This window comes from Janthinobacterium sp. GW821-FHT03C08, assembly GCF_059420905.1.
This window is the reverse complement of the sequence record NZ_JBWKUP010000005.1, coordinates 312179-338163: the sequence shown is the minus strand read 5'-3', so window position 1 is coordinate 338163 and position 25985 is coordinate 312179. Positions and strand designations below refer to the sequence as shown.

Here is a 25985-nt window from a genome sequence, read left to right as displayed (position 1 = left end):
GGAAAAAAACAATGACGCCTGGCGAAACCGGCTGCGTGCCGCTTTCGCCAGCGGTCACTACAGCTTGGCCCGCAGGCCAAAGTAATACTGGCGGCCGTTCGCATACAGGGCCGTCGGCTGGTCCTGGTTGGCGCCATAGTACTTGAGCACGGGGTTGTTCAGGTTCAGCACGTCGAAGGTCAGCGAATAGCGCTCGTTGATCTTGTAGTTGAGCGACGCGGCCAGGTTGCCCACGCCATGCACGTACTGGGGCGAGCTGCTGAACAGGCCGGCCAGAAAGCTGGAGCGGTAGGTATAGGCCAGGCGGGCACTCAGGCGCTCATCCTCGTAATAGCCTTCCAGGTTGTAGGTGCCGCGCGAGCTGCCGACCACGGCGGCGCCATCGTCGGCCTTGCCATTCGTATAGGTGTAATTGCCCACCACGCCGAAGCCGCCCCACAAGCCCTGCTGGTAGCTCAGTTCCACGCCCTTGTTCCTGGCGCCGATATTCGTCGGCGACTGGATCACATAGGTGTTGAATTTCTTGAAGGTATTATTGTAATAGGTTACGGACGCCGTACCGAAGGTCACGTACGATTGCATGTCCATGAAAAACGCGCCCACGGACAGCATGGCCTTCGGCGCGAAATACCATTCCAGGGTGGCATCGTAGTTGGTCGAGCGTATCGGCTTCAGGTCGGGATTGCCGCCCGTGCCCGTCAGCAGCTGGTCGTTCAGGTTGACGGCGCCCACCAGCGCGCTGTAGTCGGCGCGCGCCATGGTCTTCGCCACGGCCGCCCGGGCCACCAGGTCCTTACTCAGGTCAAACTTGACGTTGGCGCTGGGCAGCACGTCCGTGTAGCTGTGCTTGACGACGGTGGGCGTATAGGTGCCGAAGATATTTTCCTGGCCGATCGGGTTTTCGCCGCCGGGCACGTTCGTCACCGTCGTCTGCTGCGTGCGCACGACGCGCACGCCCACGTTGCCGCGCCACTTGTTGCCCGACAGATTGGCCATGAGGTAGGCGGCGCTGTCCTTTTCCTTCACGTCCAGCTCGGCCGGCCAGTTGCGCGAGTTCGGTCCGCCCGAATTGTCGTACTTGTTCGCCCACGCCACCAGGTCGGCCGGATCGAGCTGCCAGTAGCGGCCTTGCGCATTGCCGCCCAGTCCCTTGCCATAGTCGCCGGGATACGTGCCGCCATTCCACTTTGGCAAGGGCGCGTTCGTCGTGCCGTCGCACACGGCGCAGCTGCGGTTTTCCGGCCACGCCACATTGCGGTGGTGCTCCGCGTAGCGGGCGCCGAACTTCAACGATTCCAGCACGCCATAGTCCATGCTCAGCTCGCCATCGGCCTGGCCGTATTTTTCCGTGTCCAGGGTTTCCACGTGGGAACCCCAGGCCGATGCCGTCACCACGTTGGTAAATTTGGAGATGTCGAGGCCAGGGAAATTCAGCCTGGCCGGCGACAGGCCATTCAACTGGTAGGACACGCCCACGCCCGTCAAGCCCGCCTCATAGCCGAGGTCGACGGGCGTCTCGCCGATGCCGCGCGTATAGCCCAGGCTGCCCGAGATGCGCAGGCGGTCGCTGGCGCGGTAGCTGCCGTTGACATCGACATAGGCCGTGGAGGAATTCGAGCCGGGGCGGTAGATCTGGTCGACCAGGGCCGGATACAGCTGGCCGTTGTAGGGCGTGGTGGCATTGGCGGCAGGAAATTGCGACGCGGGGAAATCCGCCGCCACGAGGGTGTTGTTCTTCACCGTAAACGCGCTGGGAATCACGCCCACATGCTTGCCGTCATTGTCGACGGCATTCAGGTTGGCGCCGGGCTGGTTGTAAAAGCTGCGGTTGTAATTGGCCGCGTCCAGTTTCGAATAAAAACCGTTGACGTCGAGCATCAGATCCGGCGTGGGCTTGAACTGCACGTCGACGCTGCCGCCCTGGCGCTTGCGCACCTGCTCGAACAGGGCCGAGTTGATGCCCAACGGCGCCAGCACGCCCGCCAGTTCCGGATATTTCTGCGCGGCGGGGCTGTTCGCATCGATGGCGCCATAGCCGAAGAATTCCTGGCCATCGCGGCGCTCGTGGCGCTTCTCGGAAAACACCTGGAACAGCACGCCCATGGTCTTGGCCTCGTTCTTCCAGTTGAACAGGGCATTCATTTGCGGGTCCGTCTTGCCCGGCAAGTCCGCGTAGATGGCTTGCACGGCCAGTTCCGCCGTGAACGGGTTCTTGAAGCTGAGCGGCTTGCGCGTTTCGATATTGATGGAGCCGGCCACGCCGCCCTCCACCAGGTCCGCCTGGGCGCTCTTTTGCACGGTGACGCGGCTGACGATTTCCGACGGCAGCAGGGAAAAACTCACGCTGCGCCCCACGGTGCCCACCTGGTCCGTGACGAACCAGTCGCCCGTGCCGACGGCGTGGCCGTTGATCAGCGTTTGCGTCAGGCTGGGGCTGGTGCCGCGGATGCTGACCCGGTCATTCTCGGAAAATCCCCCCTCGCCGCCCGCCGACGAGGAAATATTCACGCCCGGCACGCGCTGCACGGCATCGGCCACGTTCTTGTCGGGCAGCTTGCCGATGTCTTCCGCGCTGACGACATCGATCACGGAATCGCTGTTGCGCTTCTGGCTCAGCGACTGTTCCAGCGCCGCGCGGATGCCGGTGACGACCACTTCCTGCATGGGGGCCTGCTGTGCCTGGGCCGCCATATTGATGGACAACAAGGCGGCAGCGGCGGCGATGGGGTGTAATACGGGATGCAAACGACTGTTCATAGACTCCTCGTTATGGATGCCCGCCACGGTGGCGGGACGGTTTTATGGATGAGTACAGACGGCAAACGACGGGGTGCAGCGAAAAAGATGGGATAGCGGCGGGAACGCCGAAAAAAAAGGCAAGCCCCTGGAACAGGAACTTGCCTTGAAAAGACCGAGGAAGACCCGGCACGGCGCGGTGGCGCCAGGCCGGATCGTCTTGCTTACAGTTTGGCGCGCAGGCCCAGGTAGAAGGTACGGCCGTTGCTGTAGAAAGCGCGTGGCTGATCCTTGTTTTCCGCGTACATCTTGATGGTGGTGTTCGTCAAGTTAAGCGCATCGAACGTGACCGTGAAGTGTTCGTTGATCTTGTAGTTGATCGAACCGGCCAGGCCGCCAGCGCCTTCCACGTGCTGGCTGGCGCCACGATCCACGCCCGCCTTGTACGACGAACGGTAGTTGTAGGCCAGGCGCGCGCTGAGGGCATTGGCTTCGTAGAAGGCCGTCAGGTTGTACGTGTTGCGCGATGCGTTGACCAGCTCGTCACCGTTATCCAGCTTGCCGTCGGCATAGGTGAAGTTGGCCAGGACGCCGAAGTCGCCGAACAGCGGCTGCTGGTAGCTGAATTCCGCGCCCTTGTTCTTGCCGCTGGTGTTGAATGGCGACGTGATCAGGTACACGGCATTGGCGTTGCGCTTGCTGTTGAAGTAGGTGGCGCTGGTGGTGCCGTTCGACACGACCGATTTCAGGTCCATGTAGAACAGGCCCACCGAGAAGGCCGACTTCGGCGCGAAGTACCATTCGGCGCTCACTTCGGCGTTATCCGACTTGACCGGGTTCAGGTTGACGTTGCCGCCTGCGCCGCTCAATGCATCGTCGTTCAGCGACACGGAGCCACCCAGCGCACTGTAGTCGGGACGGGCGATGGTGCGGGCAATGGCGCCACGCACGACCAGGTCGTTGCGCACGTCGAACTTGATGTTGGCGCTCGGCAGGAAGTCATTGTAGCTGCGCTCGTACAGGTGCTGCGAGTACGGACCCCAGTCGGAACCGGTGATCGGGCCGCCGGCCTGGTTGACCAGGGTCGACTGCTTGGTGTGCACGGCGCGCAGGCCGAAGTTGCCGCTCCAGTTGTCGCCCGTCAGGTTGGCCATGGCGTAGACAGCGGAGGTTTTTTCCTGCAGCTTGAATTCGTCGGTCCAGTTGTGGCGACGCACGTAGTCGAACAGGCGGTTGCCGGGAGCCGCGCCCCAGGCGCCCAGTGCCGCGCCGTCATACTTGAAGTAGTTGCTCGACAGGTTACCGCCCAGGTTGCTGGCGAAGTCGCTCGGGTACATCGTGCCATTCCATACGGGACCTGGATTGGAGAAGCCCAGCGCGCCCGGACGGGTTTCGAACGGATGCTCGGCATCGCGCTTGTGGTCGGTCATGCGGGCGCCGAACTTGACGGAATCCCAGACGCCGGACGACAGGCGCAGCTCGGCATCGATCTGGGCATATTTTTCCTGGTCGACGGAACGCGATTCGCCGCCGCCGGCCCATGCCGTCGAGCCGGGCTTGGTGGTGGTGCCGCCCGGATACGACACGTTGGCCGGGCTCATGCCGTTCAACTGATACACCATGCCGCCATCGACGTTGTTCTGGTAGTAGACGTCGTCGCGGTCATAGCCGACGCCGTGGGTCTTGCCCAGCTTGCCGGTCAGGGTCAGGTCCTTGGTGGCGCGGTACTTGAAATTGAAATCGAGGTAGTACGATTCGCCCCCGGCATCAGGACGGTAGATATTGTCGACCTCGCCCGAGTTGGTGGCGAAGGTGGCGCCCGTCAGGGTGCCGTTCTTGACCGTGTAGTTGGTCGGCACCTGGTTGGCGCTGTTGATCGAGTTCGCCGGCGCGGCCAGCCAGTTGGTATTCTGGTGCGGTGCCTTCAGCTGCGAATAGAAGCCGTTCACGTCCAGGGTCAGGTCCTTGCTGGGCTTGAACTCGACGTCGAACGCGCCGCCTTCGCGGGTTTTCTTTTGCTCGAACAGGCTGGCGCCGATAAAGGTCGGCACTTTCACGCCGGCCAGTTCAGGATGGGCCAGCGCTGCGGCGCTGTTGGCCAGGATCGGCGTGTAGCCGAGGATTTCCTGGCCATCGCGGCGCACGGTCGATTTTTGCGAGAAACCCTGCACCATGATGCCCAGGGTATTCGTGTCATTTTTCCAGTTCACCAGGCCGGAGAACTGCGGATCGGTCTTGCCGGCCAGGTCATTGTAGAAACCCTGCACCGATGCTTCGGCCGTGATCTGGTTCTTGAATTCCAGCGGACGGCGGGTGATCACGTCGATCACGCCCGAGACGCCGCCTTCAGGCAGGTCGGCCGTGGCGCTCTTATGCACGACGACGGAGCTCACCAGTTCCGATGGCAGCAGCGAGAAGCTGCTGCTGCGGCCGACGTTGCCGCCGAACTGGTTCAGCACGAACCAGTCGCCCGTGCTGATGGCGTGGCCATTGAACAGGGTTTGCTGGAAGCTGGGGCTGGTGCCGCGCAGGCTGACGCGGTCGTTTTCGCCGAAGCCGCCTTCGCCGCCGGCCGACGATTGGGTATTCACACCTGGCAGGCGCTGGATCGCGTCGGCCACGTTACGGTCCGGCATCTTGCCGATATCTTCAGCGGTCACCACTTCCACGACGGAGTCCGCATTGCGTTTTTGCTTCAGCGATTTTTCCAGCGATGCACGCACGCCCGTAACCGTGACGGTGGCCACATCGTCGGCGGGTGCTTCTTGCGCCTGCGCCGAAAAAGCCAGACCAGCGACCATCACGGCAACGGCCGCGGCGATCGGCGTGCGGTGACGCGATCCGGATTTCAATACGGCAGCTGCAGGTGTCAAATTGCGTTTCATGTACTCCCCCTTGATTTAAGCTCCAGGATTGGAACCTTTTCATTTTTAACGTAGATCTTCTTTACAGCCCGCCCGCTCTCGCCGGCTCGCTGCAGACCCTTCGGTACAACCACTTACAAAACCAATTCAACGCCAATATACTACTATCCAATACCAGAACACTACCAGTTGCAACTTTTTTTTTATAACGTTGTTTGAATCACACAGACCACTTCCGCTGAATCAATCCGTAGCCCGTATGGCCGGTGTAAATACCAGCGAGGCGAGGCATAAATTGCCGGCCTGATAATTCAAATTGGTTTTATAACGGTCTTTTTTGGTATTATCCAGCGACACAAAACAGATACAGAGCGCGTCTGCAACGCGCCGTAACGGAGACCCTCAGCGAATGACAACCCTGGCTCACATCATGCAAGGCCTGGGGCAGACGAGCAGCCTGCCCCTGTACCAGCAACTGCAGCGCGCGCTGCGCGAAGCGATCGACAAGCGCATCCTCGGCCCCGACGAAGCCCTGCCGGCGGAACGCCAGCTGGCCAGCGACCTGTCCGTCTCGCGCATCACCGTGCGCAAGGCCATCGACGGCCTCGTCAACGAAGGCTTGCTCGTGCGCCGCCCCGGCTCGGGCAATTTCATCAATACCCGCATCGAAAAGAATTTCGCCAAGCTGACCTCGTTTTCCGAGGACATGCGGGCGCGCGGACGCACGCCGCGCAGCGTGTGGCTCAAGCGTTCCGAGGGGACCGTCACGCCGGAAGAGGCCTTGCGCCTGCGGCTGTCGCCGGGTGCGCCCGTGTACCGCTTCCACCGCATCCGCTATGCGGACGAGGTGCCGATGTGCCTGGAGTACGCCACCATCGTGGCCAGCTGCCTGCCGGCACTCGATGCCGTCGACGTCTCCATGTACGACGCGCTGGAACAGGCGGGCAACCGCCCCGTGCGGGCCTTGCAACGGCTGAGCGCGCTGTTGCTGACGGGAGAGCAGGCCAGCCTGCTGCAGGCGGAGGAAGGCGACGCGGGGCTGTCGGTGGAAAGGCTGGGTTTTTTGCGCGATGGCCGCGCCGTGGAATTTTGCCGCTCCTACTTCCGCGGCGATATGTATGACTTCGTGGCCGAATTAAGTACCAATTAATACCGGATGCCCGATTTTCTCAATACCAGATAAAACCACTTATTGCGGTGCAATATATATGCCGGTGCCGCGCCGATATAGGCGAGGACATGGCGAATTAATCGGCGGCGATTATCTGGCCGCGCGCGGAGCATATAAAACAGGCCGCGCCATGCGGCATGGCGCATGGCAGCAAAGCGCGCCGCTGCCCGTCAGGCAGCAGGCGTGGCGCGGCGGCCCAGGCACAGGAAAATCGCGGCCAGCGCCACGCACAGCCAGCCGGACAGGGGCGCCAGCCATCCCGCCCGGGTGGAGACGGACGGCTGCGCCGGCAGGGGCGCCAGCAAGGTGCTGCCCGGCATGGCGCTGCTGGGGCGCTCCGCCAGCACGCGTCCATACGCATCGCTGACCGTCAGCACGCCCTCGCGCGCCGCGCGCAGCACGGCATAGCCGTTTTCCACGCCGCGCACGAGCGTCATGCGCGCCCCCATCCAGCCGTCGAGCTGGAAATCCCAGGCCGGCACCAGCATGGCCCGCGCCCCGGCCGCGCCATACGCCCGCCCCAGGGAAGCAAAATGCATGTCCTTGCAGATGGCCAGGCCCATGGCTTGCCCCGCCACCGGCTGTACGGCAAACGCGCCGCCAGCAAGAAAGTCGCGCTCGGGCGGCGCCAGATGATGTTTTTGATAGCTGGCGGGCGCGGCGCCATCGGGCGCGAACAACCAGGCCAGGTTGCGCCGGCCATCGGCGTCCTGCACGCCGATGCCCAGCGTGATCCAGGTAGCCGTGCGGCGCGCCAGCGCCTGGAAGCGTTGCTGCACGACAGCGGCCTGCGCGGGCGGCAGCACGGCTATCTTTTCCGGCAACAGCAGCAGCCGCGCGCCCTGCCCCGCCAGCGCTTCGACGTGGCGGACGTACTGGTCCCAGATGGCTTGCGCGCGGGCCGGCGGCGTGGCCGGACCGATGAAGTCATCGATGGCCACCAGTCCCGCCAGCGGCCCCGCCGGCGCCGGCGCCGCGTGCGTGCGCCAGCCGCCGCCCGCGAACGCGGCCACGAGCACCACGCCAGTGGCGAGCGCCGCCGGCGCATATGCGCGGCCGCCGGCCAGCAGCAAGGCCAGCGCGGAGGGTGCCAGGCACAGCAAGAACAGCAGGCCAGGCACGCCCGCCAGGGCCGCCACCTGCAGCACGGCAAGGTTATCCGCTTGAGAATACGCGAGGCTGCCCCAGTTGCCGTCCGGCAGCAGGGCCGCCATCAGGGTATCGATGGCCACCCACAGCACGGGATAGGCCAGCCCCGTCCAGCCAGCCCGGTAACGCAGCACGAGGCGGCGCGTGGCCAGCACCACCAGCAGCCACAGCAGTGCCTTGACGGCGATCGCGGCCAGCAAGGCCGGCAAGGGCATGAGCAGGCAGAAATACGCGACGTTCGAGGACAGGCCCAGCGTGGCGGCCAGCAAGGTCATCCAGGCGGCGGCGCGGCGGCCCGAGCGCAGGGCCAGCCACAGCACAGGCAGCGGCGCCAGCCAGGCCAGCCAGCCCAGCGGCTGCGGTCCCAGCACCCAGTACAGGGGCAGGCCGGCCGCCAGCGCGGCGGCAATTTGCGACAGGCGCCGGCGCAGCGCGCCATTGCCGGCAAACAGGGAGGGCGCAGCCAGGGTCGTCAACATGTTCATGCTTTCAGGGGCAGCCAGATTTCCACGCCGCCGGTGCCGCTGCCAGGGTCGAAATGGTGGTCATAGCGTTCGAAATCGGGCGCGTCGGCCACTTCCAGGCCGGAGCGGGGCAGCCAGTCGTTCCACAGCGCATGCCAGGTGGCGCGGATGGTGGAAATATGGCCACGGTGATGAAACACGGCATAGCGACGCGGGGCGATGCGCAGGCGCATCCAGCCTTCGGGCGCCTGGGAAAAGTCGGCCACGGGCATGGCGCACAGGTAATCGAAATTGCCCGCGTCGTCATTGTTGCAGCACACGCCATACAGCACCTGGCCCCGGGGGGCATGGGGCAGGAAGCGCTGCCACAGGGCGGGAATGCCGGCCGCCGTTTCCGCGCGATAGCGTTCCACCAGGCCCGCCAGCAGCAGGGCCTGCCCCTGCTCGAAACGCGGCGGCGCCAAAGGCTGCCCGGGCGCGGCATCGAGCCTGATGGCTTCCACCAGGGCAAGGTTGGCGACGTGGCCCTGGGCCCGCACCTTTTCCGGCGTGACATGGAACTATTCGCGGAAGGCGCGCGTAAAGGCTTCATGGGAGCCGTAGCCGGCCTGCAGCGCGACGGCAAGAATATCCTGCGCGCCCTGCGCCAGCGCGCGCGCCGCCACGCTGAGCCTGCGCGCCCGCATGTAGCGCATCACGGAGTGGCCCGTCGCCAGCCCGAACGCGCGCGTCAGGTGACAGGGCGAGGCGCCGCCCACGCGGGCGATGTCGTCGAGCGACAGCTTGTCCGCAGAATGCGATTCGATATACCACAGTGCCTTGGCCAGATAGTGCATGAGCGCTTCCCGTTGAACGAGCAGCGACTGTAGCATTTTCGGAAGGCGATGATTTGACCGGAATTGCGCAATGCGGGCAAGCGCTTCCTATTTGCGGGTGCGCTTTTCATGCGCCAGCTGGCCGCCGCTGATGCGCGCCAGCTCCGCCATTTCCGCCGCCATGAAGGCCAGCAGGTCGTCGATGCTGACGATGCCGAAAAGGCCGCCCAGGCTATTGACGACGGGCAAGCGGCGGATGCCGTTGACGCGCATGCGTTCGATGATGTCGTAGACGTCCTCGTCTTCGCTGGCGGTGAGCAGCTGTGCGCTCATGATGTCGCCCACCAGCAGGCTGGCAGGGTCGAGGCCGAGGGCGATGACGGAAATGACGATGTCGCGGTCGGTGAGGATGCCGACGGGCACGCGCTCGCCGTTGGGCTGCTCAGCCACGACCAGGTCGCCCACGTGGTGCTGGCGCATCAGCAGCGCCGCTTCCTGCACGCTGGTGTCACGTTGGCAATGGATGGTTTGCAGGGTGCAGATATCGCCGATACGCATGTCGCCACTCCCTCACGTGCAGAAGTGTCAACGCTACGCCTGCCCGCAGGCACAGGCTTTGCGCCAGATCAATTGAAGCAGGCTTTACTTTTCTTCCGGCGGTGGCAGGAAGCAGGCTTCGACGATCTGCAGGTCGTTGTCCTTGGCAAACTCGCGCACGAAGTGAAACGCCATCGGCTCGATTTCGCGCAGCTTGGTGTTGACCACCACGGATTTGACGCCATTGACGACGGTCGGGCGCACGTAGGGCGAATACTGGAGGTGCGCATTGCGCCCGCCGCCTTCGGGATTGAAACAGGACATCACTCCGCAAAGGCGCTCGGCCCAATCGCTGGGTCGGAATTGCTTGCCATTGCTGGTGAGACCAAGGATGAAGAACTCGTCTGAGAGTTCCCCTGTTTTTTGAGATAACTCGGCCATGTGGCTTGTCGGGACTGGATTGCGTGAATGGCCCCGGCGGGTAAGCCGGGCTGGTAGTCAACTACGTTTGCTGCGGTAAGCCAGTATTATATCTTATAGAAGACTTGGGTTCTACCTCGATCTGCCCCGCGGATGCAAACAGAGGCCGGCACGCCTTGCGCGCCAGCCCCTATTTTAACCTTGTTCCACGCGCCAGGCGCACGGAGAACGCGCATGCGCCCCCGTCAGCCGAGGAAAACGGCGCCCGACAGCAGCAGCAGGAGCAGCATCCACAGCAGCAAGGCGCGCCACACTAGGCCCACCGTGCTCTGCAAGGCGCGCGCGCCCGGCTCTTCGCCCGGCAGGATGTCGCCTTCGCTGTCGCTGTCGTCGACGGCCAGGTCCGGCGTCGTCAGCACGCGCGCCGCCGTTTCCGCCGGCGTGCCCAGGCGTACGCCCATGGCGCCGCCGCCGGCCGTCAGGATGATGCCGATGGCCTCGTCCTGCCAGCGCTGGGCGAAATTGCGCCAGGCATAGATGGCGTCCTCGAAATTGCCCACCACGGCGAAGGCCACGGCCGTCAGGCGCACGGGGATCCAGTCGATCCAGTAAAAGGCGCGCGCGGCGAACTGGCCGAACGCTTCATTGCGCATGTGTTCCGGCTCGTTCCAGGCGCGCGCCAGGTATTCGGCCACGCGGTACATCACGGCGCAGGCGGGCCCCAGCGGCATCAGGAACCAGAAGAAGACGCCGAATACATTGCGATGCGTGGTGATCAGGGCTTTTTCGACGGCGATGCGGGCAATTTCACTCGCTTCCATGCCTACCGTGTCGAGCTTGGTCCAATCGGCCAGCAAGGTGCGCGCGGACGCTTCGTCGCCGGCGCTCAGGGCTAGCTGGATGGACGTGAAGTAATGGCTGTAGTGGCGAAAACCCAGGGTCAGGTAGACGATGAGGATATTCCAGGCAAAGGCGACCAGGGTCAGCTGGTAATGCTGCAGGATCCAGTACACGGCCGCCGTCGGCACCATCAGCATGCCCAGCATGAGGAACCAGCCCATGCGGCCATGGCTGGCATGGCCGGCATTGAACCAGGTCTCCATGCGCATCGCCAGGCTCTTGATCTCGGCGTAGATGGGATTATCCGCGCGCAAAGGTTTGAGCTGCTCGATCAGCAATGCGCAAAGTATGGAGAGAAATGTCATCAAACGTCCTTTTTGTCTTTTTCAGCAATACCGCAATGCCCGCTACGATAGCGCAGTGCAGTGCTGGAATCAAACTTATTACGTGCGGGGCGCCATTTTACGCGCGCAAGAGGTGAAACAGGTTGCGCAGCATGCCGGCCGTGGCGCCCCAGATGTAAAAGCGTTCGTAGGGCATGGCGTAGAACGAGCGCCGTCCGCCGGGCAATTCCACCGACAGGCGCTGGTGGTTGACGCCATCCATGAGGAAGGCCAGGGGCACCTCGAAGATTTCCGCCACTTCGGACGGGTCGGCGCGCAGCGTGAACGGCGGCGCCACCAGGCCCACCACGGGCGTCACCCGGTAGCCGGTGCCCGTCACGTAATCGGGCAGGCTGCCCAGCACTTCGACATGCGCGCGCGCCAGGCCTACCTCTTCCTCCGTTTCGCGCAGGGCCGTGGCCACGGGCGAGGCATCGAAGGCTTCGCTGCGCCCGCCGGGAAAGCTGACCTGGCCCGCATGGCTGCTCAGGTGGTCCGTGCGCATGGTGAGCAAAATGGTCAAGCCCTGCGGCCGTTGCACGAGGGGAATGAGCACGGCGGCGCGCACGGGCACGGCGCGGGCGGAGAGGAAATCCTGGGTGATCTCGGGCTGCCAGTCCGGCGGCTCGGCCAGGCGCCGGCGCAGCCAGTCCGGCGTCAGGCGTTCGGCGTCCAGCGCCGCCTCGCCGGCGATCGAATCGATGGCGAGTTGTTTTGGATCAAATGCGATGGTGGCCATGCAGCTTGTCCCATTGGCAATTCAGAATGAAAAAAGGGCACCCTGAGGCGCCCTTTTTTTCCAACGCAGACGCTGATATTACGCGCTTGCTTTCGCCACAACGCGGCGATTTGGCAATTTTTCTTTGATACGCGCCGATTTACCCGAACGCTCACGCAGATAGTACAGCTTGGCGCGGCGAACATCACCACGGCGTTTCACTTCGATCGAAGCGATCAGCGGCGAGTACAGTTGGAACGTACGCTCGACGCCTTCGCCGGACGAGATCTTGCGAACGATGAAGTTCGAGTTCAGGCCACGGTTACGACGGGAGATAACGACGCCTTCGTACGCCTGGGCGCGCTTGCGCGTGCCTTCGACGACGTTGACGCTGACGATAACGGTATCGCCTGGTGCGAAGTCAGGAATCGATTTACCCAGACGGGCGATCTCTTCTTGCTCTAATTGTTGAATCAAGTCCATTTTTAACACTCCGAAAACCATCATGCCGGCGCACTGTGGATAGCGTGCTATCCGCCCGGTAGAGGATGGGTATTACCAATTTGGGCAACATGCCCGGCACTGCAAGGCCACCCTGCCGGCCGTCCGGAGACGACTTACAGGCTGGCCAGGAATTGTTCGTCGGTCTTGCTGAGCAAGCCGGCGGCGCGCGCACTGACCAGCAGGTCAGGCCGCTTTGTCGCGGTCGCTTCCAGCATGCGCTGGCGGCGCCACTTGACGATCTCGGCATGATTGCCCCCCATCAAGACGGGCGGCACGGCCATGCCTTCATATGTTTCCGGCCGCGTATAGTGCGGCGAATCGAGCAAGCCATTGACGAAGCTGTCCTCGATGGCCGACGCCTCCGTGTTCAAGACGCCCGGCAACAGGCGGATCACGGCATCCATCAGCGCCATGGCGGGCAATTCACCGCCCGACAGGACAAAATCGCCCATGCTGATCTCTTCGTCGACGCAGCGGTCCAGCAGACGCTGGTCCACGGCTTCGTAGCGGCCGCACAGGATGACGAGACCAGGCTCGGCTTTCAACTGCGTGACGCGCTCGTGTGTCAGCGGACGGCCTTGCGGCGACATGAACACCACGCGGGGCGCGGCCAGTCCCAGTTCGGTCTGGCGTTGCTTGGCGGCATTAATTGTCGCTTCGAGCGGACGGGCCATCATCACCATGCCGGGGCCGCCGCCATACGGGCGGTCATCCACGGTGCGGTGATTGTCGGTCGTGAAATCGCGGGGATTCCACAGCGACAGGCCACATTTGTTCTGTTCGAAGGCACGCCGGGTCACACCCGACTGCGTCAGCGCGGCAAACATTTCCGGGAACAGGGTCACGACATCAAATTGCATCGTTCACCATTCCGCAACGTTTGCCAGGCGCAAGATTAAGCGCAGGCGGTTTAATAATCGAGGCCCCAGTCGACCGTGATCTTGCCGGCAGCCTTGTCAACATTGATGACAAACTGGCCGACAAACGGAATCAGGCGCTCGGGCGCCTTTTCAACGGTCTCATCAGCATTGGCGACGGGGGTAATGCGCAAGATCGATTGCGGACCATTGCTCATCATGTCAGTCACCTTGCCGAGGCACTCGCCCTGCAAATTCTCAACTGTCAGTCCGATCAGATCGGACCAGTAAAACTCATCGGCCGACAGCGTCGGGAAATGGCTACGCGGAATTTGCACAGACACGCCTTTCAGCGCTTCTGCGGCATCCCGCCCGACCACACCCACCAGCTGGGCCACGACGTCGCCGCCGTGTAACTTCGCTTGCCTGACTTGCACTTCGTGCAAGGCGGGTTTATCAAACCACCAGGTCTTGACGCTTAATAATGCATCCGCGTCGTCGGAGAAAGGAGTGATCCTGACCCCGCCAGCAATGCCATAGGCACCGGAGACATAGCCTACCTGTACCAGGTCATCGGGGACTTTCACCCCGGATGCAGTCTTGACCGTCAAACCAGTGATCTAATTAAGCTGCTGCTTTGCCGTTGCTGGCAACCAGACGAGCAACGGTTGGCGACAATTGTGCGCCAACGCCTTGCCAGTAGGCCAGACGGTCTGCGGTGATACGCAGTGGAACTTCGCCACCTTGCGCCATCGGGTTGTAAAAACCGATACGCTCAATGAAGCGACCATCGCGGCGATTGCGCGAATCAGTAGCGACGATGTTGAAGAACGGGCGCTTCTTGGCGCCTCCACGAGCTAAACGAATAACGACCATAATATTTCCAAAAAGTGTGCTGAGGCGGAAAAAGCCGCAAATTATAGCGCGCTTTACCGCCAGGCAGCAAGCGTTATGATGACGGGCGTGTAATTTGGGCTAATCGAACATTATGACCAGACATCGCCGAAGACGCAATAGGCGCGTGCGCCTGTCGTGCCGGCAATGGCACGGCTTTGCCGTGCGATCACGCGATATCATCGCACAATGGCGCATGAAAGTGCTATCGCTGCACGCGACAATGCGCAATACTGAGCATCTTTACCGATGAGCAACTCTGGAGTCCCATGCACACCACGACTGTTTTGCAACAATCGCACAAGAACAAGGCGTTCACCAGCCTGCTGGCCTTCCTGCTGGGTACCCTGGGCGCGCACCGCTTTTATCTGCACAGCGCCAGGGATGCCTGGGGCTGGCTGCACCTGGCCGCCGTGCCGGCCGCCCTGCTGCTGCGCCAGCTCTTTCCCGAGGCCGACTGGTTTTACCAGATCCTGCCCCTGGTCCTGTCCGCCCTGGCCGGCTTCCTCGAAGCGCTGGTGCTGGGCCTGATGCCGGACGAGAAGTGGGATGCCCGCTACAACGGCGCCTCGGGCCGCCAGTCGGACACGGGCTGGCCCCTGGCCGTCGTCCTGGTTGCTACCTTGATGCTAGGCGCAGGCGTGCTCATTGCCACCATGGCGCGCCTGTTCGACTTGCTGTACACGGGCGGCGCCTACGGCTAATTTCTGCATGGAAATAACGCCCCAGCCAGCCCCGCACGCACATGTAAGTGTTGGTAAGCAATCATGATTTTCCTCTATACTGCATTCACAATGCCAACATTACTGGCATATTCAATACCCCCTAGGAGAAGATCATGATTCGTCGCCCATACCTCATCGCACTGGCCGTCACCACCCTGTTCAGCAGTTCCGCCTTCGCGCAAAACCTGTCGCCGAAGGCGCAATACGCCTACGACACGAAGCAAGCCAACACGCGCTATGCGGACGACAAGAAATTGTGCGCAGAAGAAACCAGCTCCAAAGCCCGCATGCAATGCCTGCGCGATGCCAAGGGCGAATACGACCAGGCCATCATCAACGCCAAGGCCGCGCAAAAAGCGGGCACCTCGACTATCGCCCAGCAAAACAAGCAGCCGCCGCACCAGATCTGCGCCGAATGCGGCAAGGTGCTGGCAGTCAACGTCAGTGAAAAAGCGGGTGAAGGCGGCGCCCTGGGCCTGATCGGCGGCGGCGTGGCCGGCGCCCTGCTGGGCCGTCAGGTGGGTGGCGGACGGGGCAAGGACCTGGCCACCCTGGCCGGCGCCGCCGGCGGCGCCTACGCGGGCAAGCAAGTCGAAGGCCACATGAAGAATGCCAAGACGTGGACCGTGACCGTGCAATACGAAACGGGTGCCAAGGCTGACTTCGCATTTGACCAGGACCCGGGCCTGGCCGCGGGCGACTTGGTACGCAATTCGGGCAACGGCATCGCCCGCCGTTAAGAACGCAGGGAAAGCGTCCATGGCGGCGTTGCCCGGGTCTGGCTGACATTGCCGTACTAGCGGCGGATGGCGACAAGGCGCCTTGCCCTGAACGCTTTCCCAAGCATTCTTGACAGAAATAAAAAAGCGCTGGAGAGCGATCTCCAGCGCTTTTTTGCATGCAGCCAGCTTGCGCTGGCCAAGTTTCAACTTAAAACTGCTCTTCCGACAGCGCCATCACGCCGGCGCTGCCGTCGATGATGGTGGCGCGCAAGCCCGGCGCTTGCGACAGGATGTGGTCGGCAAAGAAGCGCGCCGTGGCGATCTTCGCCTTGTAGAAGGCCGCGTCGCCGCTGCCCTCTCCCAGCTTTTGCTGCGCCACGATGGCCGCGCGCGCCATTTGCCAGCCGCCCAGCACGATGCCGGCCAGTTTCAGGTAGGGCACGCTGCCCGCGAAGACGGCCTTGATGTCCGACTTCATGTTCGCCACCACATACTCGACCACGGCTTCCAGCGCGGCGCTGCCTTCGGCCAGGTGGCGCTGCATGGCCTGGAAGTCGGCGCCGGACAGTTCGCCCAGCTGGGCTTCCGTGGCGCGCACCTGGGCGATGATGGCTTTCGCCACGGCGCCGCCGTCGCGCACCGTCTTGCGGCCCACGAGGTCGTTCGCCTGGATGGCCGTCGTGCCCTCGTAGATCGTCAGGATCTTGGCGTCGCGGTAATGCTGGGCCGCACCTGTTTCCTCAATGAAACCCATGCCGCCATGTACTTGCACGCCGTCGCGCGTGACATCCTGCGACATTTCCGTCGCCCACCCCTTGATCACCGGCACCAGGTATTCATATGTCGCCAGGCTTTCCGCCCGCACGTCCGCGTCCGGATGGTGGTGCGCCACGTCGCTGATGGCCGCGCCCACGTAGGCCAGCGCGCGCGCCGCCTCCGTCTGCGAGCGCATGGACATCAGCATGCGGCGCACGTCCGGGTGGTGGATGATGGAGACCGGACCGGCGGAACCGGCCAGGTCGCGCGACTGCACGCGGTCCTTGGCGAAGGCCACGGCCTGCTGATAGGCGCGCTCGGCCAGGCCGATGCCTTGCAAGCCCACGCCGAAGCGGGCCGCGTTCATCATGATGAACATGTATTCGAGACCGCGGTTTTCCTCGCCCACCAGGGTGCCGATGGCGCCGCCGTGGTCGCCGAACTGCAATACCGCCGTGGGGCTGGCCTTGATGCCCAGTTTATGTTCGATGGACACGCAGTGCGCGTCGTTGCGTTCCCCGAGGCTGCCATCCGCATTGACGAGGAACTTCGGCACGATGAACAGGGAAATGCCTTTCACGCCGGCGGGTGCGTCCGGCGTGCGGGCCAGCACCAGGTGGACGATGTTTTCCGCCATGTCGTGTTCGCCGTACGTGATGAAAATCTTCGTGCCGAAGACTTTATAGGTGCCGTCGCCCTGCGGCACGGCGCGCGTGCGCACGGCGGCCAGGTCGGACCCCGCCTGCGGCTCCGTCAGGTTCATGGTGCCCGTCCACTTGCCCGACACCAGGTTTTCCAGGTACGTGGCCTTCTGTTCGTCGCTGCCGGCCGTCAGCAGCGCTTCGATGGCGCCGTCCGACAGCAGGGCCACCAGGGCGAACGAGATGCTGGCCGAGTTGAGCATTTCAATGCATGGCGTGGCCAAGAGCTTGGGCAAGCCCTGGCCGCCGAACTGCGTCGGATGCTGCACGCCCTGCCAGCCCGCTTCGCCATACGCCTTGAAGGCTTCCTTGAAGCCCTTCGAGGTGGTCACTTGCCCGTCGTGCCAGAAGCTCGGTTCCTTGTCGCTGGGACCGTTCAAGGGGGCCACCACGCCGCCGCAGAACTTGGCGTTTTCTTCCAGCACGGCTTCGGCCGTGTCGGGCGTGGCGTCTTCGCAGCCAGGTAAAGTATGGATTTCGGCCAGGCCGGCCAGTTCGTTCATGACGAACAACATGTCTTTCAGCGGGGCTTGATAGCTCATCTTCTTTTCTCCAAGAAAAAAGCCACGCGCGGCTCGCCGTGTGGGGCGGGCCGGCGTGGCTTTGTCAGTAACAAAACCGGAAGGGGTGCGACTTAACCCAGTTCTTTGACCAGTTGCGGCACGATCTCGAACAGATCGCCCACGATGCCGTAGTCGGCCACGGCAAAGATCGGCGCTTCCGGATCCTTGTTGATGGCGACGATGGTCTTCGAGTCTTTCATGCCGGCCAGATGCTGGATCGCGCCGGAAATACCAACGGCGATGTACAGCGATGGCGCGACGATCTTGCCCGTCTGGCCCACTTGCCAGTCGTTCGGCACGAAGCCGGCGTCGACGGCGGCGCGCGAAGCACCCATGGCGGCGCCCAGCTTGTCGGCCAGCGGTTCCAGGATGTGGAAGTTCTCGGCCGAACCCATGCCACGGCCGCCCGACACGATGATTTTCGCGGCGGTCAGTTCAGGACGGTCGGACTTGGCCAGTTCGCGGCCCACGAAGGCCGATTTGCCATTGTCGGCAACGGCAGCGACGGTTTCCGTGGCAGCCGAACCGCCGGTGGCGGCAGCGGCGTCGAAACCGGTGGTGCGCACGGTGATGACCTTGACCTTGTCGCCAGATTGCACGGTGGCAATGGCGTTACCGGCGTAGATCGGGCGCTCGAAGGTGTCAGGCGAGTCGACCTTGGTGATTTCCGAGATTTGCGCTACGTCAAGCTTGGCAGCCACGCGCGGCAGGATGTTCTTGCCGTAGGCGGTGGCTGGCGCCAGGATGTGGCTGTAGTTGCCGGCGATGGCCAGCACTTGCTCGGCCACGTTTTCGGCTAGGCCGTCGGCAAAGTATGGCGCGTCGGCCACGATGACTTTCGTCACGCCGGCGATCTGCGCGGCGGCAGCGGCGGCAGCCGCAGCGTTCGAACCTGCGACCAGTACGTGCACGTCGCCGCCGCACTGGGCAGCCGCGGTCACGGTGTGGTGGGTGCTGCCCTTTAAGGTAGCGTTGTCGTGTTCAGCAATAACTAATGCGACCATGATATGTCCTGTAATTGTTCTGGGTAGACGGCAAAGCCGCTTAGATGACTTTGGCTTCGGTACGCAGCTTGGCGACCAGGGTGGCCACGTCCGGTACCTTGATGCCGGCCGAGCGCTTGGCTGGCTCGACGACTTTCAGGGTCTTCAGGCGTGGCGCGACGTCGACGCCCAGGTCTTCCGGCTTGACTGTCTCGAGCGGCTTTTTCTTTGCCTTCATGATGTTCGGCAAGGTCACATAGCGTGGCTCGTTCAGGCGCAAATCGGTGGTGATGATCGCTGGCAAGGTCAATGCCAGGGTTTCCAGGCCGCCGTCGACTTCGCGGGTGACGGTGACTTTGCCGTCTTCCAGCACGACTTTCGAGGCGAACGTGGCTTGCGGCCAACCCAGCAGGGCAGCGAGCATCTGGCCCGTCTGGTTGCTGTCGTCGTCGATCGCCTGTTTGCCCAGGATGATCAGTTGCGGCTGTTCTTTCTCGGCCAGGGACTTGACCAGCTTGGCCACGGCCAGCGGTTCCAGTTCGGTCGTCGTTTCCACCAGGATGCCGCGGTCGGCGCCGATGGCCATGGCCGTGCGCAGGGTTTCCTGGCACTGCGTCACGCCGCAGGAGATGGCAACCACTTCAGTGACCTTGCCGGCTTCTTTCAGGCGCATCGCTTCTTCCAGCGCGATTTCATCGAAAGGGTTCATCGACATTTTGACGTTGGCGGTATCGACGCCAGTGCCGTCACTCTTGACGCGGACTTTGACGTTATAGTCGACCACGCGTTTGACGGGTACCAAGACTTTCATAGCTATGCCTTTGGGAAATTATAAAAATGACGGATCAAGTGCTGATTGTGTGTTTGATTATAAGAGAAATTTGAATCCTGAACCGAATTTAAGCACGATCGTGCGATTTTTTGTTAGAGCAATCCATCTAAACTGCCAGGCTGCGAGGATTTCAGGGGAGTGTGCCGCTACGCTGCAGGGCAGCAAAAGCTGCGGGCGGGGGCGGAAAAACCAGGCCGCGCCACGGCGGCCCAGGCTGGCAGAATTACTTGCGCTGCATCAGGAAGACGAACTCGGTGCCCGTCTGCACGTGCGACAGCAGGGCATTGCCCGTTTGCTTGGCGAAAGCCTGGAAGTCGCGCACGGAACCGGGATCGGTTGCCATGATGCGCAGCACTTCGCCGCTTTGCAGCTCTGACAAAGCCTTTTTCGCCTTCAGAATCGGCAAGGGGCAATTCAAGCCCCGCGCGTCGAGTTCTTTGTGAAATTCCATAATCTCGGTATCAAGTAGTGTGTCGCTCATCATCAATATCCCACCATTTTTGTTGTACTGATTTTCGACATACTACTCTAAATCAGGGGCATTGACGCGCTGCACCAAAATAGTTCATCGGCTGTTGTGGTGTCACAACGGGATTCAAAAAGAAATAACGGCCCGCAAACAGGGTCTGCGGGCCGTTTTCAAGGGGCTGTGGGGCGAAAACCCCGCATGCCTGCTAGCTTACGCCTTATTTCGCGCGTTCGCCCACCCAGGCCGGCACGCCGGCCAGGGCGTTCGCCAGGCCGCTAGCATCGGTGCCGCCAGCTTGCGCCATATCGGGGCGTCCGCCGCCTTTTCCGCCCACTTGCTGTGCAACGAAGTTCACCAGCTCGCCCGCCTTGACCTTGCCAGTTGCATCCGCCGTCACGCCGGCGATCAGGCTGACCTTGCCGTCCGCCACGCTGGCCAGCACGATGGCGGCCGTCTTCAGCTTGTCCTTCAGCTTGTCCATGGTTTCGCGCAGGCGGGCCACGTCGGCGCCGTCCAGCACGGCCGCCAGCACCTTGATGCCATTGACATCGACGGCTTGCGTGACCAGTTCATCGCCCTGGCCCGACGCCAGTTTCGATTTCAGCGCGGCCAGTTCCTTCTCCAGCGCCTTCACATGGTCTTGCACTTGAGCAATACGCGCCGTCAATTCTTCCGGCTGCGCCTTCAGGGCGTTGGCCGCTTCGACGAGGCGGCGGTTGATGGTTTGCACCAGCGCCAGCGCGCCTTCGCCCGTCACCGCTTCCACGCGGCGGATGCCGGCGGCCACGCCGCTTTCGCCGATGATCTTGAACAGGCCGATGTCGCCCGTGCGCTGCACGTGGACGCCGCCGCACAGCTCTTTCGAGCTGCCGATGTCGAGCACGCGCACTTCGTCGCCGTATTTCTCGCCGAACAGGGCCATCGCGCCATGCTTGACGGCATCGTCAAACGACATCAAATGGGCTTGCGTGGCGCGGTTTTCCAGGATTTCCTTGTTGACAATCGTTTCCACGGCGGCGATCTGCTCGGCCGTCATCGGCGCATTGTGGCTGAAGTCGAAACGGGTCTTGTCCGGGTCGACGAGCGAGCCCTTTTGCGCCACGTGGCTGCCCAGCACTTCGCGCAAGGCCTTGTGCATCAAGTGCGTAGCCGAGTGGTTGCGGATGGTGCGCGCACGCTTGGCCGTGTCCACTTGCGCCGAGACGGCGTCGCCCACCTTCAGCACGCCGGACTCCAGCACGCCGTGGTGACCGAAGACGTCGGCCTGGATTTTCAGGGTATCGCTGACGGCAAAGCTGCCCGCGCCCGAGGCGATCACGCCCTGGTCGCCCACCTGGCCGCCCGATTCCGCGTAGAACGGCGTGGTGTCGAGCACGACGATGCCAGCTTCACCGGCTTTCAGTTCCGTGACAGGCGTGCCGGCCGCGTACAGCGCGACGACCTTGCTGCTGAACGTCAATTGATCGTAGCCGACGAATTTGTTTTTCTCGCCCGTGTACTCGACCTTGCTGTCCTTGTGCGTCTTGCCGCCCTTGCGCGACAGTTCCTGACTTTCCTTCAGGGCCGCGTCGTAGCCGGCCTGGTCGAACGTAATATTGCGTTCGCGGCAGATGTCGGCCGTCAGGTCCGGCGGGAAGCCGTAGGTTTCGTACAAGGTAAACGCGGTGGCGCCGTCGATGCCCGTGGCATCCTTGGCCAGCTGCGCTTCCAGCACTTTCATGCCCGTTTCCAGGGTTTCGCCGAAACGCTCTTCCTCGGCTTTCAGCATGCTGGCGACGTTGTCCTTGGCTTCTTCCAGCTCCGGATAGGCGCCGCCCATCTCGATGGCGAGGTCCGCCACCAGCTTGTAGAAGAACGGTTTCGTCTGGCCCAGCTTGTGGCCATGGCGCAGGGCGCGGCGGATGATGCGGCGCAACACATAGGCGCGGCCTTCGCTGCCCGGAATGATGCCGTCGACGATCATGAAGGCGGCGGCGCGGATGTGGTCGGCGATCACGCGCAGCGACTTGTTTTCCAGGTCCGTGGCGCCCGTTTCGCGTGCGGCAGCCTTGATCAAGTGCTGGAACAGGTCGATTTCATAGTTCGAATGCACGTGCTGCAGCACGGCAGCCAGGCGCTCCATGCCCATGCCCGTGTCCACGCACGGCTTCGGCAGCTTGTGCATGACGCCCGCTTCGTCGCGGTTGAACTGCATGAACACGAGGTTCCAGATTTCAATGAAGCGGTCGCCGTCTTCGTCAGGCGAGCCCGGCGGGCCGCCAGGGATCTCGGCGCCGTGGTCGTAGAAGATTTCCGTGCACGGACCGCATGGGCCCGTGTCCGCCATCTGCCAGAAATTGTCCGACGCGTAACGCGAACCCTTGTTGTCGCCGATGCGGATGATGCGCTCGACAGGCACGCCGATTTCCTTGGCCCAGATGTCGTACGCTTCGTCATCCTCGATGTAGACGGTGACGGTCAGCTTTTCCGCCGGCAAGCCATATACCTTGGTCAGCAGTTCCCACGCGTACTGGATCGCGTCGCGCTTGAAATAGTCGCCGAAGCTGAAGTTGCCCAGCATTTCAAAGAAGGTGTGGTGGCGCGCCGTGTAGCCGACGTTTTCCAGGTCGTTGTGCTTGCCGCCGGCGCGCACGCAGCGCTGCACGGAGGTGGCGCGCGTGTACGGACGGCTGTCCGTGCCCGTGAACACGTCCTTGAACTGCACCATGCCGCTGTTCGTCAACAGCAAGGTCGGATCATTGCCTGGCACCAGGGAGCTGGAACGGACGATGGAATGGCCCTTGGACTCGAAAAATTTGAGGAACTTGTCGCGGATTTCAGATGATTTCATGTTTTTTTGGCAAAGAGTGGCGGCAGCTTTAAAGGAAAGATTATACGTGATATGGCTACGGGAATTGGCGCCGGGCAGGGAGCATTGTTGCAAGCCTGCCCACGGATGCCGCCCTGCCCGTTCAGGCCGGGTCGTGGTGGCTGGCGCAGGCGTGCGGTGTAGCTACGGCCGCGGGCGCCGCGGCGCCGGCGGCCGCATTGCAGTCGGCGCAGCGGCCGTACAGGGTCAGTTCGTGGCGCTCGACGACAAAGCCTTGCGGCGCCATGCGCTTCAAGTCGCCCGGGCAATCATGCACGTCGAACACGCGCTGGCACGTGGTGCACTGGAAATGGTGGTGGTGGTGGTTGGCGGCCGTGTTCGACTCGTAGCGCGGGTTTTCGCCCGGCAAGGTCACCACGTGCACCTTTTCTTCCAGCACCAAGGACTTCAAGTTGCGGTAGACGGTGGCGATGCCCAGCTGCGTCACCTGCAAGCTGGCCTGTTCGAGGATTTCCTGCGCCGACAGGGGGCGCTGGGCCGACTCGATGGCGGCTTGAATAGCGGTTTTTTGACGTGTTGTGCGTTCCATAGCCAACAGAATACACCATCCGCCTGCATCTACCGCCCGGAAAAACTGTCACACAGTAATGATAATGGGTTATCATTATCATCTTCTGGCAGCCACCCCATCCGGCAATGGCCTGCCCCAGCCCCGCAAACACCGATAGCGAATAAGGAATTCCTGCCCATGTCCGTCCGTCTTCAACAACCGACTCCCCTCGCGCTGGCCATCATGCTGGCCTTCGCCGCCCCTGCCAGCGCGCTGGCGCAGCAGGCGGCAACCCTGCCCGCCGTCACCGTCTCGGCCAGTGCCCTGGCCCTGGGCAGCGACGATATGAGCACGCCCGTCACCGTACTGGAAGGCGAGGAACTGGTGCGCGCCCGCGAAGCGACCCTCGGTGAAACCCTGGCCGGCCAGCCCGGCATCACGTCCAGCCACTTCGGCGCCGGCGCCAGCCGCCCCATCATCCGCGGCATGGATGGCCCCCGCGTGAAAATCCTCTCCGACGGCGCCGAGGTGCAGGATGCCTCGACCATCAGCCCCGACCATGCCGTCGCGGCCGAACCGATGCTGTCGGAACAGATCGAAGTGCTGCGCGGCCCGTCCGCGCTGGCGTATGGCGGCGGCGCCGTGGGCGGCGTCGTCAACGTGATCGACAAGAAAATCCCCACGCGCGTGCCGGCGAAAGGCTTCGAAGGCAGCGCGGAAGTGCGCGCCAACTCGGCTGCGCGCGAGAAGGCGGGCGCCTTTGAAGTGACTGGCGGCTCCGGCAACATCGCCTTCCACGCGGAAGGCGTCAAGCGCGATGCGAAGGAATACAAGGTCGGCAGCGGCTGGGAAGGCGGCTCGACCGTCGCCGGCAGCTACAACAAGACGGACACGGGCAGCGTGGGCGTGTCGTGGGTGGGACAGCGCGGCTTCCTGGGCCTGGCCTTCACGAGCCAGCATGCGGAATACGGCTTGCCCGGCCACAACCACGAATTCGAAAGCTGCCACCCGCACGGCACGCACCTGCATTGCGGCGGCCACGAAGGCCACGACCATGGCGGTGAAGACGAACACGATCACGACCACGAAGACGGCGCCGTGCCCTACGTGAAACTAAAAAGCGAGCGCTGGGACGTGCGCGGCGAATTGCGCGACCCCGTGCCCGGCTTCGCCAAGCTGCGCCTGCGCGCCTCGTTCACCGACTACAAGCACGATGAAATCGAAGGCACGACTATCGCCACCACGTTCAAGAACAAGGGTCACGATGCGCGCCTGGAAATGGAGCACCATCCCGTCTTCGGCTGGCGCGGCGTCGTCGGCCTGCAGACGTCGAAGCGCGATTTCTCCGCCCTGGGCGAGGAAGCGTACGTGGCGCCGACAGTCACGAAGAAACACGCCGCCTTCCTGGTGGAAGAGTACAAGCTGGACCAATGGCGCTTCGAAGCGGGCTTGCGCCACGAATGGCAGGACATCACGGTTGACAGCGCCACCCTGCAGGACCGCAGCGCCAAGGGCACGTCGGTCTCGCTGGGCGCCGTGTGGAAATTCGCGCCCCAGTATTCGCTCGGTTCGACCATTTCGCGCACGCACCGTTTGCCCAGCGCCGAGGAACTGTATGCGCACGGCGTGCACATGGCCACGGCCACGTATGAACTGGGCAATGAAAACCTGGGCAAGGAAACGTCGAACAATATCGACTTGACCTTGCGCAAATATGCGGGCGCCACGACCTTCTCGGCCAGCGCCTACCGCAACAAGGTGGACAATTACATCTTCGGCTCCACCCTGGACAGCCACGAAGGCTTCCAGCTGATCCAGTACGCCCAGCGCGACGCCACGTTTACGGGCGTGGAAGGCCAGATCCGCCAGCAACTGAACCCCATGTTCGGTGCCAGCGTCTTCGGCGACTACGTGCGGGCCAAGCTGGCCGACGGCGGCGCGGATGGCAACAATAACTTGCCGCGCATCCCGGCCCAGCGCCTGGGCGTGAAGTTCGACGCCAGCTGGCAGGCGTGGAGCGGCGTGGCCGAGTTCTACCGCGTGAGCAAGCAGGATAAAGTGGCGGCGTTCGAGACGGCCACCCCGGGCTACAACATGCTCAACCTGTCCGCCAACTACGACATGCGCATCGGCACGACGCCAGCCCAGTTCTACATCAAGGCGAACAACCTGACGAATGAACTGGCATACAGCCACACCTCCTTCATCAAGAATGCGGCGCCTTTGATGGGGCGCAATGTGACCGTCGGCATGCGCGTGACTTTCTAAGGACAGCGGTAGGTCGGGTTAGCGCAAAGCGCGTAACCCGACATTACCACGCAACAATGTTGTCGGATTACACGCTTGCGCGCCTCGGCGGCCACGCTAATCCGACCTACGCCATGGATGGAATAATATCTATCCTGTCTGTGCAAAACCCGGCCACGCCACAGGCCAGTGTGAGAATGCGCATAACGTTTTTAAACGCTGAACCCAACAGTAAGGCTGGGGTCGTACCCTGCAGGGTACGACCCCAGTTTTTTC

The 25985-nt window shown here is 62.8% G+C and carries 23 protein-coding genes; 4 read left to right on the top strand and 19 right to left on the bottom strand.

Translation table 11 applies throughout. From position 1 onward, the window contains the following. Positions 1-57: 57 nt before the first annotated feature. Positions 58-2757: a TonB-dependent receptor gene (locus AC07VL_RS09330; protein WP_494805582.1), complete on the bottom strand. Its 2700-nt coding sequence runs from the start codon at positions 2755-2757 to the stop codon at positions 58-60. A 203-nt stretch (positions 2758-2960) separates the two neighbouring features. Next, positions 2961-5621, bottom strand: a complete 2661-nt coding sequence (locus tag AC07VL_RS09325) for a TonB-dependent receptor (RefSeq protein ID WP_494805581.1) — start codon at positions 5619-5621, stop codon at positions 2961-2963. Between the two features lie 388 nt (positions 5622-6009). On the opposite strand from AC07VL_RS09325, the gene AC07VL_RS09320 reads away from it, so the two are divergent. Then, positions 6010-6750 carry a GntR family transcriptional regulator gene (locus AC07VL_RS09320; protein WP_290605855.1) on the top strand — a complete coding sequence of 247 codons (741 nt, stop codon included), beginning with the start codon at positions 6010-6012 and terminating at the stop codon, positions 6748-6750. A gap of 191 nt (positions 6751-6941) precedes the next feature. On the opposite strand, the gene AC07VL_RS09315 is transcribed toward AC07VL_RS09320, so the two are convergent. From AC07VL_RS09315 to rpsP, 11 genes are all read right to left on the bottom strand, one after another. Then, positions 6942-8405 (bottom strand): nitrilase-related carbon-nitrogen hydrolase, encoded by a 1464-nt coding sequence (locus tag AC07VL_RS09315; RefSeq protein WP_494805580.1) that lies wholly within the window; start codon positions 8403-8405, stop codon positions 6942-6944. After that, on the bottom strand, positions 8402-8923 hold the full coding sequence (locus tag AC07VL_RS09310; protein ID WP_494805579.1) for a GyrI-like domain-containing protein: 522 nt from the start codon (positions 8921-8923) through the stop codon (positions 8402-8404). Before AC07VL_RS09310 ends, AC07VL_RS09315 begins: the two co-directional genes overlap by 4 nt. Positions 8924-8944: 21 nt before the next feature. Then, positions 8945-9220: a helix-turn-helix domain-containing protein gene (locus AC07VL_RS09305; RefSeq protein WP_494805578.1), complete on the bottom strand. Its 276-nt coding sequence runs from the start codon at positions 9218-9220 to the stop codon at positions 8945-8947. A gap of 87 nt (positions 9221-9307) precedes the next feature. Then, positions 9308-9757, bottom strand: a complete 450-nt coding sequence (locus AC07VL_RS09300) for a CBS domain-containing protein (protein ID WP_494805577.1) — start codon at positions 9755-9757, stop codon at positions 9308-9310. An 84-nt stretch (positions 9758-9841) separates the two neighbouring features. Continuing rightward, positions 9842-10177, bottom strand: coding sequence for a DUF3579 domain-containing protein (locus AC07VL_RS09295; RefSeq protein WP_029496213.1), 336 nt, complete (start codon positions 10175-10177; stop codon positions 9842-9844). A gap of 224 nt (positions 10178-10401) precedes the next feature. Beyond that, positions 10402-11361 carry a CobD/CbiB family protein gene (locus tag AC07VL_RS09290; RefSeq protein WP_494805576.1) on the bottom strand — a complete coding sequence of 320 codons (960 nt, stop codon included), beginning with the start codon at positions 11359-11361 and terminating at the stop codon, positions 10402-10404. Between the two features lie 97 nt (positions 11362-11458). Beyond that, entirely contained in the window at positions 11459-12118 is a 660-nt protein-coding gene (locus AC07VL_RS09285) for a CoA pyrophosphatase (RefSeq protein ID WP_494805575.1), read from the bottom strand. 78 nt (positions 12119-12196) lie between these two features. Continuing rightward, positions 12197-12580, bottom strand: coding sequence for a 50S ribosomal protein L19 (gene rplS, locus AC07VL_RS09280; protein ID WP_035825414.1), 384 nt, complete (start codon positions 12578-12580; stop codon positions 12197-12199). 134 nt (positions 12581-12714) lie between these two features. Next, positions 12715-13461: a tRNA (guanosine(37)-N1)-methyltransferase TrmD gene (trmD, locus tag AC07VL_RS09275; RefSeq protein ID WP_494805574.1), complete on the bottom strand. Its 747-nt coding sequence runs from the start codon at positions 13459-13461 to the stop codon at positions 12715-12717. Positions 13462-13511: 50 nt separating this feature from the next. Then, positions 13512-14069 carry a ribosome maturation factor RimM gene (gene rimM, locus AC07VL_RS09270; protein WP_290605875.1) on the bottom strand — a complete coding sequence of 186 codons (558 nt, stop codon included), beginning with the start codon at positions 14067-14069 and terminating at the stop codon, positions 13512-13514. Between the two features lie 13 nt (positions 14070-14082). After that, positions 14083-14334: a 30S ribosomal protein S16 gene (rpsP, locus tag AC07VL_RS09265; RefSeq protein WP_076567307.1), complete on the bottom strand. Its 252-nt coding sequence runs from the start codon at positions 14332-14334 to the stop codon at positions 14083-14085. Positions 14335-14621: 287 nt separating this feature from the next. Between rpsP and AC07VL_RS09260 the strand changes: the two genes are divergently transcribed. Together AC07VL_RS09260 and AC07VL_RS09255 are read left to right on the top strand one after the other, a co-directional pair. Next, entirely contained in the window at positions 14622-15056 is a 435-nt protein-coding gene (locus AC07VL_RS09260; protein WP_494805573.1) for an NINE protein, read from the top strand. A gap of 134 nt (positions 15057-15190) precedes the next feature. Next, positions 15191-15817 carry a glycine zipper 2TM domain-containing protein gene (locus AC07VL_RS09255; RefSeq protein ID WP_494805572.1) on the top strand — a complete coding sequence of 209 codons (627 nt, stop codon included), beginning with the start codon at positions 15191-15193 and terminating at the stop codon, positions 15815-15817. A 190-nt stretch (positions 15818-16007) separates the two neighbouring features. Here the strand turns inward: AC07VL_RS09255 and AC07VL_RS09250 are convergent, their stop codons facing one another. From AC07VL_RS09250 to AC07VL_RS09225, 6 genes are all read right to left on the bottom strand, one after another. Continuing rightward, the gene (locus AC07VL_RS09250) at positions 16008-17798 is read right to left on the bottom strand and encodes an acyl-CoA dehydrogenase (protein ID WP_494805571.1); all 1791 of its coding nucleotides are present in this window, start codon (positions 17796-17798) and stop codon (positions 16008-16010) included. 92 nt (positions 17799-17890) lie between these two features. Further along, positions 17891-18823 carry an electron transfer flavoprotein subunit alpha/FixB family protein gene (locus AC07VL_RS09245; RefSeq protein WP_494805570.1) on the bottom strand — a complete coding sequence of 311 codons (933 nt, stop codon included), beginning with the start codon at positions 18821-18823 and terminating at the stop codon, positions 17891-17893. Between the two features lie 40 nt (positions 18824-18863). After that, positions 18864-19613, bottom strand: coding sequence for an electron transfer flavoprotein subunit beta/FixA family protein (locus AC07VL_RS09240; RefSeq protein WP_034759884.1), 750 nt, complete (start codon positions 19611-19613; stop codon positions 18864-18866). Between the two features lie 244 nt (positions 19614-19857). Further along, positions 19858-20085: a sulfurtransferase TusA family protein gene (locus AC07VL_RS09235; RefSeq protein ID WP_010395510.1), complete on the bottom strand. Its 228-nt coding sequence runs from the start codon at positions 20083-20085 to the stop codon at positions 19858-19860. Between the two features lie 235 nt (positions 20086-20320). After that, the gene (gene alaS / locus AC07VL_RS09230; protein ID WP_494805569.1) at positions 20321-22933 is read right to left on the bottom strand and encodes an alanine--tRNA ligase; all 2613 of its coding nucleotides are present in this window, start codon (positions 22931-22933) and stop codon (positions 20321-20323) included. A gap of 121 nt (positions 22934-23054) precedes the next feature. After that, positions 23055-23501: a Fur family transcriptional regulator gene (locus AC07VL_RS09225; protein WP_494805568.1), complete on the bottom strand. Its 447-nt coding sequence runs from the start codon at positions 23499-23501 to the stop codon at positions 23055-23057. A 159-nt stretch (positions 23502-23660) separates the two neighbouring features. Here AC07VL_RS09225 and AC07VL_RS09220 point away from each other — a divergent pair, with 159 nt between their 5' ends. Next, positions 23661-25730, top strand: a complete 2070-nt coding sequence (locus tag AC07VL_RS09220; protein ID WP_494805567.1) for a TonB-dependent receptor domain-containing protein — start codon at positions 23661-23663, stop codon at positions 25728-25730. Positions 25731-25985 lie beyond the last annotated feature (255 nt).